The sequence below is a fragment of the Paenibacillus sp. FSL M7-0896 genome, from assembly GCF_037975415.1.
Lineage (GTDB): Bacteria > Bacillota > Bacilli > Paenibacillales > Paenibacillaceae > Paenibacillus_AQ > Paenibacillus_AQ silagei.
In genome coordinates, this window is the sequence record NZ_CP150250.1 from 6956263 (window position 1) to 6968455 (window position 12193).

The 12193-nt window shown below is 54.3% G+C and carries 7 protein-coding genes and 1 riboswitch; of the genes, 5 read left to right on the forward strand and 2 right to left on the reverse strand.

Annotated features, from left to right (window positions below):
• Window positions 1-493: 493 nt before the first annotated feature.
• A riboswitch (cyclic di-GMP riboswitch) is annotated at window positions 494-586 on the forward strand.
• 77 nt (window positions 587-663) lie between these two features.
• On the forward strand, window positions 664-2313 hold the full coding sequence (locus tag MKY12_RS30100) for a flagellar assembly protein A (RefSeq protein ID WP_339311957.1): 1650 nt from the start codon (window positions 664-666) through the stop codon (window positions 2311-2313).
• A 30-nt stretch (window positions 2314-2343) separates the two neighbouring features.
• Window positions 2344-3318 carry an aldo/keto reductase gene (locus MKY12_RS30105; protein ID WP_339311958.1) on the forward strand — a complete coding sequence of 325 codons (975 nt, stop codon included), beginning with the start codon at window positions 2344-2346 and terminating at the stop codon, window positions 3316-3318.
• Between the two features lie 97 nt (window positions 3319-3415).
• Here MKY12_RS30105 and hcp read toward each other — a convergent pair whose 3' ends face one another.
• Window positions 3416-5068, reverse strand: a complete 1653-nt coding sequence (gene hcp, locus MKY12_RS30110; RefSeq protein ID WP_155991602.1) for a hydroxylamine reductase — start codon at window positions 5066-5068, stop codon at window positions 3416-3418.
• Between the two features lie 131 nt (window positions 5069-5199).
• Here hcp and MKY12_RS30115 point away from each other — a divergent pair, with 131 nt between their 5' ends.
• Window positions 5200-5904 carry a Crp/Fnr family transcriptional regulator gene (locus tag MKY12_RS30115; RefSeq protein WP_036728116.1) on the forward strand — a complete coding sequence of 235 codons (705 nt, stop codon included), beginning with the start codon at window positions 5200-5202 and terminating at the stop codon, window positions 5902-5904.
• Window positions 5905-5934: 30 nt separating this feature from the next.
• On the forward strand, window positions 5935-7326 hold the full coding sequence (locus MKY12_RS30120; protein ID WP_036728115.1) for an aldehyde dehydrogenase: 1392 nt from the start codon (window positions 5935-5937) through the stop codon (window positions 7324-7326).
• Between the two features lie 82 nt (window positions 7327-7408).
• Here MKY12_RS30120 and MKY12_RS30125 read toward each other — a convergent pair whose 3' ends face one another.
• A complete protein-coding gene (locus MKY12_RS30125; protein ID WP_051478250.1) occupies window positions 7409-10372 on the reverse strand; it encodes an ABC transporter substrate binding protein in 2964 nt (987 codons plus the stop codon).
• 219 nt (window positions 10373-10591) lie between these two features.
• Here MKY12_RS30125 and MKY12_RS30130 point away from each other — a divergent pair, with 219 nt between their 5' ends.
• Entirely contained in the window at window positions 10592-11569 is a 978-nt protein-coding gene (locus MKY12_RS30130; RefSeq protein ID WP_339311962.1) for a LacI family DNA-binding transcriptional regulator, read from the forward strand.
• Window positions 11570-12193: the final 624 nt, after the last annotated feature.

A 12193-nucleotide genomic window follows, 5' to 3' on the forward strand; every position in this document is an offset into this window, starting at 1 on the left:
CTCTCCTGATGTCGCTATCTCTATTAATGTTATATTAGTTAACATTAATTCGCGTTTCCTTGGTATGAGTTAGATTATATTACAATGAATTTGCGATGTCTTCGGTTTTATTACGAAATAATACACTGAATGTTTGTGTTTATTTACACAGTTAACATATACATAACATTAACACTCGCAAAATCGCTTATCAAAAAAGAACACTCCGATTCTTACCAAGCCCAGGGTGTCCCAACAGTTGAATGCTCATACTTTCCTCCCCCTGCCTCTTCCATAAGCTGTAAGCGCTGGGAAACCAGTTTTTTTGTCGAAATAGAGCTGCATATTTCGAGTTTTTTGATAAATAGGCATAATATAGTTGAAAAATAGCTCTTTAAGTACTAGAATTAAGCTTGTTTGCAGAAGTTAATGACGCGTAAGAACTATTTATGACTCTTTTTGTCGATTACAGTCGACCATAACTCCCACCTCTACAGGATGTATATCATTGATCTATTTCTAAAGGCAAACTCCCCGAAAGGGCAGGACGCAAAGCCATGGGCCTAAGAACGCCGGAATCTGCGTTTACGGTTGCCAGGCTGCCAATAGAGACCACTTAAGCCAGCTGTTCAGGAGGGAAAGCCTCCCAGGCTTGATGATGTTCTTTTTCTGTACGAATTGCCATTGATCATACGAAAAAGTGAGGTTACAACCATGCCGCAGCAGGATATCGAACCAAGCCGATATGAATTCGTAGAGTCCCTGATGCTCGAACGTAAAGGTCTCCTGGATTCATTCTCTGTGGAGGGCCGAGCTTCTGACGGGACAACTGGAGATAAGAATGGAATTATCCTCGTGCAGGACAACCAGATATTCATTACTCCCCCGCTCCCCGGAGGTGCTCCCGCCCGCATTTCTGCGGTCCACCCTGTTGTCCTGAAGATCAACTGGAAGACCGTTACAGAGCCGACCGAGGTGACCAGGGCGGATTATATCACTTGGGAGATCTGTGAGAAGCCGCAATATGAAATTACCGTATCGCCTGACAAGCTCAAGGTCCACTTCACTTTATACCGTGCAGAGAAGTACGCCTGGAATCTGGTCAACTGCCCCGCCGCCTTCGAAGCGGTCGTCCGTGCCCAGCCCAATCCGGCGATGCTGCTGTCCACGCTCACCATAGAACAGATTATCGCCTCACTGGACAACCGTTTTATTCTGCGCAACCTGAACATTCCCGCCCTGTACGCGGAGCTGGAGAACCCTACATATCTTCCCGTATGCATCGCTGAAGGCAGATCCCCGCTGCCCGGCAAGGAAGCCCGGCTGGAATTCCTGCTGCCTGAGCATACACTGGAGGGGAACCGGATGCTTCAGGGACAGGGAGCCCGGGGTCAGAAGCCTGCGGAACCCTTGGAGTATCTCCGTTTCCCGGGAGCCCCCTTTGCCTTTGCAGGCGAAGTCTTCGCCCGCAAGCTGCCGCCGGAAGAAGGCATTCCCGGCCTCGACACAGACGGAAGGGTCCTGCCCCCTCCCCCGCCGCAGGATATCTACTTTGCTGCCGGTAATCATGCCAAGCTCCTTCCCTGTGGTAATATCGTGGCCCGGCATACCGGCAGACCCCGCATCTGCGGAGGAAACGGCAGCGTCCGGATATGTGACTTCCCTCCGGTCAGTCTTCTGGCCAGAGAGATGACAGATCCTGCGGGCGATGTTATGTTCGCAGGTGACATCATTGTACCGGGAGATCTGGAAGGACCTGTACGAATTGAAGCCCTCGGGAATGTGTACGTCTATGGCGATATCCGCCAATCTACAATTATAGCCACCGGCAGTATTTACGTTAGCGGCCAGGTCACCGGCAGCGGCCTGTACGCCGGACACGCCGGGGTAATGCAGCATCGTCTGCACAGCCTCGCATGCCTGCTGCGGACAGAGACGGACGGACTGCTTGAGGCAGCGCGCCAGCTGGCCAAGAATGTGGAATCCCGCCAGCAATCCGTGAATTACGGCCTGGTAGTCATGCTGCTGCTGGAGGATAAATACAGCCACTTGGGCAGCCTGATCCGTGATCTTCAAGCTGCGCTAAGCCGTATGAACGGGGCGTTCGGCTCCGGCACGGACCAGCTCTGGCAGATGCTTGAGGTATTCGCCCATCCGGGACAATTCACCGGGTACATTACTGACAGTGTACTAAGCCGCTTCTCCAGGCTGCTGCTTAAGCTGGGTGAGGAGATTGAGCTGCTCCAGGAGGAGCATGCGGTGATTAATCTCGCCCGGTCACAGGACAGCCGCCTGGAGTCCGGCGGCAAGCTGCTTGTGCGTGATTCCTGCTAAGACTACTACTAGATGAGGAGAAGTTAGAACATGCGATATAACCGTCTGGGCAATAGCGGCCTGCAGGTGTCCGCCCTGGGTCTTGGAACCAATTCCTTCGGCAAACGGGCAGATCAGGAGACCTCGGTCCGCATTCTGCACACCGCTATGGATCAGGGCATCAATTTCATCGATACCGCCAATATCTATGCCGGATCTGAATCGGAGCGGATCATCGGCCTTGCGCTTGAAGGCAAACGCCATAACGCAGTGCTGGCGACCAAAGCCGGATTGCCGAAGCATGAGGGACCCGGTGGCAGCGGCTCTTCGCGCCATCATCTGATGCAGGAGCTGGAGGGCAGCCTGCGCCGGCTGAAGACCGACTATGTGGATCTGTATCAGATTCACACCTTCGATCCCTACACACCGCTGGAGGAAACGCTGCGTACGCTGGATGATCTGATCTCCGCAGGCAAGGTGCGCTATATCGGAGCCTCCAATTATGCCGCCTGGGAGCTGATGAAGGCGCTTGGAATCAGCGAAGCCCGGCACTTCGCGAAATACATCTCTATCCAGTGCAGCTATTCGCTGGCTGACCGCACGCCCGAAGCGGAGCTGCTTCCGCTCTGCCTGGATCAGGGTCTGGGCATCATCCCATACTTCCCTCTGGCGGGCGGCATTCTTACCGGCAAATATACTGGCAGCAGCAAAGCCCCTGCCGGCTCCAGAGCAGAGACCGATCCGAACTTCCGCCGCTTCCTTACCCCGGAGCGCATCTCGCTCGGGGAGCAGGTTCAGGCCATTGCGGAGGGACTGGGCACCTCACCTGCAGCTCTATCCCTGGCCTGGCTGATGAACCGGCCCGCCGTCTCCACGGTGATTGTCGGTGCAACTACAGTAGAGCAGGTACAACATAATCTGCAGAGTCTCTCCGCTTCAACGGATGCGGGAATACTTGAGCAGCTTGACCAGGCCAGCGCCGCCTTCCGCACCAGCGAGCCGTTTGCAGTCTACCGGCTGCCGTAAGCGCTGACGGTGACGTTCATATTCATATACAAAAGCGAGCCCCCTTATACGGAGACTCGCTTTTGTGTATTTTGGCTAATGCTGAAGCTGTATTGTATTATACCGCAGCAATAAACCGCTCCATGTCTTCCTGTACGGTAGTAATACCGCCGATACCGAAGGTATCTACCAGAACCTTAGCTACATTAGGCGACAGGAAGGCCGGAAGTGTAGGACCCAGGTGAATGTTCTTCACGCCCAGATGCAGCAGCGCCAGCAGTACAATCACCGCTTTTTGCTCATACCAGGCAATGTTATAGGAGATCGGAAGATCGTTGATGTCTGCAAGACCGAACACTTCCTTCAGCTTAAGCGCTATAACCACAAGAGAATAGGAGTCATTGCACTGGCCGGCATCAAGCACGCGGGGAATTCCGCCGATATCGCCAAGCGCCAGCTTGTTATATTTGTATTTGGCACAGCCGGCGGTCAGGATCACCGTATCACTCGGCAGCTCTGCTGCGAAGTCGGTGTAATAATTCCGGCTCTTCATCCGCCCGTCGCAGCCGGCCATGACGAAGAATTGCTTGATGGCGCCGCTCTCTACCGCTCCAACCACCTGATCCGCGACATTCATTACAGCCGCATGCGCGAAGCCGCCGATAATCTCGCCTGTCTCAATCTCCACCGGAGCGCTGCAGCTCTTGGCCTGCTCAATCAGCGCCGAGAAATCCTTCTCTCCGTCCGCGCCTGCCGCGATATGCTGAATTCCCGGATACCCGGTGTTGCCTGTCGTGTACAGCCGGTCTTTGTAGCTGTCCTTCGGCGGCACAATACAGTTCGTAGTCATCAGAATCGGACCATTGAAGCTGGCAAATTCCTCATTCTGCTTCCACCATGCATTGCCGTAGTTGCCTACGAAGTGGCTATACTTCTTGAAGGCCGGATAGTAGTGGGCCGGCAGCATCTCACTGTGCGTATACACATCCACTCCGGTACCCTCGGTCTGCTTCAACAGCGCCTCCATATCCTTGAGGTCATGACCGCTGATCAGAATACCAGGGTTCGTGCCTACCCCAATATTGACTGTGGTAATCTCCGGATTGCCGTAGGCTGCGGTGTTCGCACGGTCAAGCAGCGCCATCACATCCACGCCGAACTTGCCGCATTCCAGCACCAGAGCCGTCAGCTCACCGCCGCTTAGATTGTCATCCAGTGCTGCAGCCAAGCCTTTCTCCATAAAAGCATGTGCTCCTGCTTCATAGAAGCCCAGTACCGCAGCATGCTCCATGTAAGCAGCCATTCCCTTCAGGCCATAGGTCAGCAGCTCGCGCAAGGAACGGATATCCTCATGCTCCGTAGCAAGCACACCGACGGTTGCCGCCTTGTCCATCAGCTCTTCATCAGTCACTGCATTCCAGTTCGCTGCGTCATGCTCCGACAAATAGGCCATCACTCCGGCATCAGCCACTCTGCTGCGCCACAGATCCCGCAGGGCCAGTCCTTCCCGGACCTTCGCGTTGAAATATTCCGGCACAAAGTTAGCATTGGTAATCGTAGCGAACAAGCTCTCTATGATAAATTTCTCCGTCACCGGATCAGTAATCCCCAGCTCACGCCCGCTGCGCGCGAAGATGGCGATGCCCTTGAGTGTATACACCAGAAGATCCTGCAGCTTAGCTACCTCACTGGTCTTGCCGCACACCCCCTGAATCGTACAACCCGTCCCCTTAGCTGCCTCCTGACACTGGAAACAAAACATTTCGCTCATTACCTGATCACTCCTTATCATTAATGGAATCGCTCTGTGCCTCGCCTTTACAGTTACCAATAATTGTAGTAGACTTTCGTCTATCAATCGGTAACGAATGTTACCAATCACAACACATCGGGAGGAAAAGTATGAGACCGGAGCCCGCTTCGCTGCAATCCTGCCTGCTATTTCGCGGAAAGTCCGCAGATGAGATCGAACAGCTGCTGCATACACTGGCTTACGCTGTCAGCTCCTACCATAAGAATGCGATTATTCTGGCAGAGGGTGATCCGGCGGACCGGCTTGGGATTCTGCTCTCCGGCCGCATTGAGGTGCAGAAGACACACCCTACCGGCAGCAGTGTAACCATCGCCCACCTGAAGGAAGGGCAGACCATAGGCGAAGCTGTATTATTCCGCAGGAATAACACCGTGCCCGCCACCGTCACGGCCACAGGCCCCTGCAAGGTGATGTTCATCAGCAAGCAGGAGCTGCTGAGATTATTCGCGGCCGACACCGATATCCTTACCCGCTTCATCGAGAATCTGTCCGAGCGGCTGGTGCTCGTGAACCGGAAGATCGAGAACCTGTCCGCCGGACCGCTGCGCCGCCGTATCGTAGACTTCCTGCTGGAGCAGGGAGAGCAGCAGGAGTCCGATCGGCTGAAGCTCCCCTTCAGCCGGAAGGAATGGGCTGAACATATGAATACCGCCCGCCCTTCCTTGTCACGGGAGCTGGGATTCCTGCGCGACCAGGGCTGGATCGAATTCAAGGGCAATGAAATCACCCTGCTGAACCGGAGCCGGATGCATGATTACATCCAGACTCTGCCCTCTTCGGCAGGCAATCTATAGGAACCGCAAATCACCAAGGAGGATACAAGCATGCCACTATACACTGCACAACAGATCGACCGGCTGCTGGCTGAGCACAGACAATGGTTCACCGGCGGAGTCACAAGAACCCCCGGCTTCCGGCTGGAGCAGCTTCAGAAGCTGAAGGAGGCCATCTCACGCAATGAAGCCCGGATTATCGCTGCACTGAACCAGGATCTGCATAAAAGCGAATTCGAGGCTTACGCCACAGAGATCGGATTCACGCTGGACAGCATCGGCTATATGATGAAGCATCTACGGCGCTGGATGAAGCCGGTGAAGGTAGGCTCACCGCTGCACCTGTTCCCGGCACGGAGCAGAATCATAGCCGAGCCTTACGGGACGGTGCTAATTATCGGGCCGTTCAACTACCCGTTCCAGCTGCTGATCGAGCCGTTAATCGGTGCCATTGCCGCCGGGAACTGCGCCGTACTGAAGCCCTCCGAGAGCACGCCCGCTACCTCCGCTGTCATTGAGGACATGATCCGGGAGACCTTTGATCCCGCCTATATCCGGGTAGTACAGGGTGAGAAGGAAACGACGAATCTGCTGATTCATGCGGCGTTCAATTATATTTTTTTCACCGGGAGTGTGCCTGTCGGCAGAATTGTCATGGAAGCGGCGGCGAAGAACCTGGTACCCGTCACCCTTGAGCTGGGCGGCAAAAGCCCAGTAATCGTAGACCGGAGCGCCGACCTGGAGACTGCAGCGAAGCGGATTGTCTGGGGGAAGCTGATCAATGTGGGACAGACCTGTATTGCGCCTGATTATCTGCTGGTCCATAGGGAGGTAGCAGCCGAGCTGATTGAGCGGATGAAGCGCTGCGTCACTGATTTCTATGGCACAGACATCCGGCAGAACACAGACTACGGACGGATCGTGAATGAACGCCAGCTGCGGCGGATCGGGGAGATGCTGGAGCGGGACCGCGATAAGCTGATTCTGGGCGGGACGGTCATTCCCGAGGAGCTATATATCGAGCCGTCTCTGATCTATCCGGCGGCTTGGAGTGACGCTTCCATGGAGGATGAGATCTTCGGGCCTGTGCTGCCGATTATGGAGTATACCCGGCTGGAGGAGGCCATCCAGAGCATCAACGCCCGTCCGAAGCCACTCGCTCTCTATCTGTTCACCCGCGATAAGCAGGTGGAGCAACAGGTGATGACCGAGGTGTCCTTCGGCGGCGGCTGCATCAACGATACCATCTCCCATGTAGCCAGCACCCGGCTGCCGTTCGGAGGTGTCGGGAATTCCGGGATCGGCGGCTACCACGGCAAATACAGCTTTGACCTCTTCTCCCATCACAAAAGCATTGTTAAGCGAGGCACCCGTCTTGACCTCGGCATTGTCTACCCGCCCTACGGCAGCAAGGTCAAGCTGGCGCGGAAGCTGCTGAAATAGCGCCGGGGCAGGAGCAGCAGGGAAACCTCTTTTATATAGAAGGAAGGTTTCCTTTGTGGTGTAGTATGGATTGATCCTCACCTCAACCCGCAATCCGCCCAGCCACCCAGCCCGCGACCTCTTTCTCCGGAATAGGCTTGCTGATATAGTAGCCCTGAATCTTGTCACAGCGGGTCCGCTCCAGAAAAGCAAGCTGCTCCGGGGTCTCAACCCCTTCAGCCGTAACGTTCAGTCCCATATCATGGCCGATGGTGACGATGGAGCTGGCCAGCGACCTATTGTTCGGGGTATCGATGCTGTCGATGAAGGACTTGTCGATCTTCAGGGTAGTAATCGGGAGCTGCTTCAGATAGCTGAGTGAGGAATAGCCCGTTCCGAAGTCATCCAGCGCAATCCCAATGCCCCTCTCCTTGAGCGCCTCCAGCTTGGAGCTGATCGCCTCGAAGGATTCCATGAAGATGGATTCTGTAATCTCCAGCTCAAGATACTCCGGCGCAAGCCCGGTATCCTCCAGCACGCTCAGCACCATCTCCGTGAAGTCATCCAGCATAAGCTGAATGACCGAGATATTAACCGAGATATGATAGCCCTCATAGCCCTGATTCTGCAGATCCTTGGTGAACCGGCAGGCGGCGCGCAGCACCCACTCCCCTATGGGGACGATCAGGCGGCAGTCCTCGGCAATGCGGATGAAGGATAAGGGGGAGACGAAGCCGAGCACCGGGCTGTTCCAGCGGATCAGCGCCTCGAAGCCCCAGAGCTCGCCGGAGCCGGTATCCACCAGCGGCTGGTAATGCAGCGACAGCTCATTATTGGAGACCGCGCTTCTTAAGTGATTCTCAATAATCATCCGTTCGTCAAAATACTGCTGCATCTCCTGCCCGTAGATCATATAACTGCCCTTGCCTGCTTCTTTGGCCTTGTACATGGCAATGTCGGCATTCTTCAGGAGTTCCTCCGCACTCTTCCCGTTCTCCGGGTATTGGGCAATCCCGATACTGGCCGTGATATGCACCACACTTGCATGAAGCTGGAACGGCTCCATGAAGCCCTGTACCAGGGAATCCGCATAGCGGATCACCTCACCTGCCTCCGTCACATCCTTGAACAGAATCACAAACTCATCGCCGCCGAAGCGGAAATGCTTACTGCGCCCGTCAGAGCGGCTAAGCAGCCGTTCCCCGACCTGCACCAGCAGCTCATCCCCGAAGGTATGGCCCATGGAGTCATTAATGTACTTGAAGTTATCGAGATCCAGGAAGAACAGCGCCGCATGGCCGCCGGAATGCTCTTCAATGAACCGCTCCAGCTCCTCGGATAACGACAGCCGGTTCGGCAGACCGCTAAGCACGTCATTATAAGCCAGCAGCCGGTATTTCTCCTCACTGGTCTGCAGCAGCGCCTGATTCTCCACCACCTTGTTATACTGCTCCAGCAGCTCATCCTGCAGGGCAGTCAGCTCCTCATAGGTCGATTCCAGCTCCTGATAGCTCGTCTGCAGCTTACTCTCATAACCCTTGCGGTCCGTGACATCCACCATTGACCCGGCAAACCGGATATATCCGCCGCCCGCATTACGCAGCACCTTGCCCCGGGCCTGAAACCACTTGTATTCGCCTGCCTTGCTCCGCATCCGGTATTCAGCGTAGTAGTAAGAAGAACGACCCTCCAGATGCTGGATACGCAGCCGGTTCTCCTGCTCGGCATCCTCCGGATGGAGAATATCCCGCCAGCCGCCGCGGCTCTCATTCAGCTCATCCCGGGCATATCCTAGCACCTCATACCAGCTGTCCGAGAAATAATAGATCATCGTAGACATATCAACGTCCCAGATTACCGCATCCGAGCCGTAGGTTGCCAGGCTGAAGCGTTCATTGCTTTTTTCCAGGTTGCTTCTAATCCTTCTGACCAGCTGCACATAGAATAACAACACCAGAATGAAGGTTACCAGCACTGCAAAGGCAACCACGATGCTCAGCACCAGTACCTTGTAGGTCTGATAAAAGGAGAACGGCTCGTTAATCACTTCGCTGCCCTCCGGCAGCTTATCCGGTGATATCTTGAACCGCTGCAGCTCATTGTAATCAAACACCTTGCGTACATTACTGTCGGTCACCACCGGGATATCCCCGGCACGCTCCCCCTTCAGGATACGCAGCGCCAGATCGGCCGCCGTCTGCCCCTGCATTCTGCCGCTGATCAGGCTCCCGCCGAAGGCGCCATGGTTCAATGCAAAATCATAGATATGATACACCGGAACACTGCTGCTCTTGCCCAGCTCGCTTGCGAACCTGTCGAACTCCACAATTCTTCCGGTAGAGTCACTATAATATGTAGTCATCAGCACAATACTGTCCGGGGACAGCGCCGATGCCGTAGCTTTGATCTGTTCCATGGACATGCGGTTCATCGGGAACAGCGCAAGCCCCGGATTCAAGGAGCTAATCTGATCCATCACCATCCGGCCGGTCGACAGCCCGCTCTCCGAATTATCGAAGACGACATACACCTTTTTCAGCGAAGGATTAAGGTCCATGGCCATGCGGATGGTGGGCGCTGCATCGATTTTCTCAATAACGCCTGTCATGTTGCGCTTATCCGGTAGGCTGTCCACCCCCAGCTCGTTGACCCCGCTGAAAACAATCGGAGCATCGTTCAGAAGCTCATGGCGGTACTTCATCGCGAAGCTCAGCGCCGCATCGTCCGTTGTGATGATCGTATGAATAGGGATGTTCTGATACTTGAAGCGGATGGTTTCGTAGAAATGTTCGAGGTTACCCTGCGTAGGGTACCTTTTCCAGTCCATGTATTCAGTGTAAATGACGGGGGGATTAGCTGTGCCTTTGAGACGTTCCTCTATTCCGGCACTTTGGTCATCGGTCCAGGCAAAGCCCTTCTGATAGGAATGCAGCACCAGCACGTTCCGGGCGGGAAGCTCCTCGGCTGCAGCGAATGCAGCTCCTGCCGGGGCTGTTGTACACAGGAAGATCAACAGAGGCACAAGCAAGCTTCTTAACAACCTGAGATGAATATGATCTACACTCATTCGCACACTCCCGTTCATCTATCTCATAATCGGAATCTGACAAGTTGAAGGATAATGTATTCATGGGGCTTCATTACGGGGACTGCTTTGATACAATTATAGGGGGAAAAGATGTTTTTAGAAACAACAAAAAGCGACAGCAGCCGTCGATATTGGACAGAGCAGACCGCTCACGTTAGAATGAATCTGCAGTTGACTGCTCAGACAGGAGGCCAGGCCATGCCGACCATCAAAGACGTTGCGCTGAAGGCTGGCGTATCGGCAACCACCGTATCCCGGGTACTGAACAACAGGGGTTACTTAAGCGAGGAATTGAAGCACAAGGTTCACCAGGCGATGGAGGAGCTGAATTACCGGCCGAACGAACTGGCCCGCTCCCTTAGCCGCTCGAAATCCAACATCATCGGACTGATTATTCCGCATGTGTCTTTGCCTTTTTTCGGCGAATTAACCAGTCATATTGAAGAACATGCCTACCGGGAAGGCTATAAGCTGCTGCTCTGCAATTCGTGGCAGGACAAGCAGAAGGAACAGGAATACATCCACATGCTGCGCGCAAGCCGGGTAGACGGGATTATTATGGGCAGCCATACACTGGAGGTGGAAGCCTACCGGCAGATGAATCTGCCGCTGGTGACCTTCGACCGGCAGATCTCACCGGATATCCCTTATGTCTGCTCGGATAATTATGAGGGAGGCAAGCTGGCTACCACTCTTCTGATTCAAAAGGGCTGCCGGCACCTCGCCCATATCGGCGGGCATCCCAAGCTGAATATCTTATCCCATCTGCGGTGTGTGGCCTTCGAGGATATGGCGAAGCAGCACAATCTGGAGTATGTCACCCTCCATACCGACAACAACAGCTTCGACTTCGAAGCTTACGAGCAGCTGCTCGGGCAGCTCTTTGCGGAGCATCCTGAGGTGGACGGGATTTTTGCGGGCAGCGATATCATCGCCGCCTATGCCCTGAAGGCCTGCCGCACCAGAGGACGGCGCGTCCCGGAGGATGTGAAGATCGTCGGCTATGACGGCATCGCGCTCCGCAGCCTGCTCGACCCGCCGATCACCACCATCCGCCAGCCAATGGAAGCGATCGGCAAGCTCGCCGTGGACCTGATCCTGCAGCAGGTGCAGGGCCAGAGCGTAGCCGCTGCGCACATTCTGCCTGTGGAGCTGGAGGAGGGGGCTACTACTTGAGGGGACTGCTACTTGAAGGGCTACTACCTGAGAGGGCTACTATTTGAGAGGGCTACTATTTGAGCAGGCTGCTATTTGAGCGGGTTGATACCTGGGAGGTCTACTACCTGTCAGGGCTACTACCTGAGGGGGCTACTCCCTGAGGGAGCTACAACCCGGAAAGGCTGCCACTTAAAGTAGGTGGGGGCTGAGGGTTTGCTTGCTGTACCCGATAAAGGCGCGAGTGGTGAGGTACTTAACTGTATTCCGTACAACTAAATCATCCGATGTGCCGCCGAAAATCCACTTAGCTGTATTTCGTACAACTAAAATTCCAGCTGTACCTGGTTCTCGCCCATTCGAGCAAATTTAGTTGTATAGACTACACTTAGAAGAGGTAACCCTGCCATTTTACGGTTTTTAATTGTACAGAATACATCTATCAACGAAAGTGCGCTTCGAACAAAACTCCAACCATCGCCGCATTTATGAATGTATTCACTTCTTTAGAGCTCATGCCCTGCTAGCCAAAAAGCCTCTGCATACCTGCAGAGGCTTTTTAAAAATCTCATAGTAAATGGTGTTTAATTATGAAGACAGCAACTTTTGAGTAAATAACGTTCTATTTCTCGCCAACATATTGTA

What these genes read in the sequence shown, in the direction of transcription:
- MKY12_RS30105 (WP_339311958.1), top strand. Translation starts at nt 2,344, where the DNA reads ATGCGATATAACCGTCTGGGCAATAGCGGCCTGCAGGTGTCCGCCCTG.
- hcp (WP_155991602.1), bottom strand. Translation starts at nt 5,068, where the DNA reads ATGAGCGAAATGTTTTGTTTCCAGTGTCAGGAGGCAGCTAAGGGGACG.
- MKY12_RS30115 (WP_036728116.1), top strand. Translation starts at nt 5,200, where the DNA reads ATGAGACCGGAGCCCGCTTCGCTGCAATCCTGCCTGCTATTTCGCGGA.
- MKY12_RS30120 (WP_036728115.1), top strand. Translation starts at nt 5,935, where the DNA reads ATGCCACTATACACTGCACAACAGATCGACCGGCTGCTGGCTGAGCAC.
- MKY12_RS30125 (WP_051478250.1), bottom strand. Translation starts at nt 10,372, where the DNA reads ATGAGTGTAGATCATATTCATCTCAGGTTGTTAAGAAGCTTGCTTGTG.
- MKY12_RS30130 (WP_339311962.1), top strand. Translation starts at nt 10,592, where the DNA reads ATGCCGACCATCAAAGACGTTGCGCTGAAGGCTGGCGTATCGGCAACC.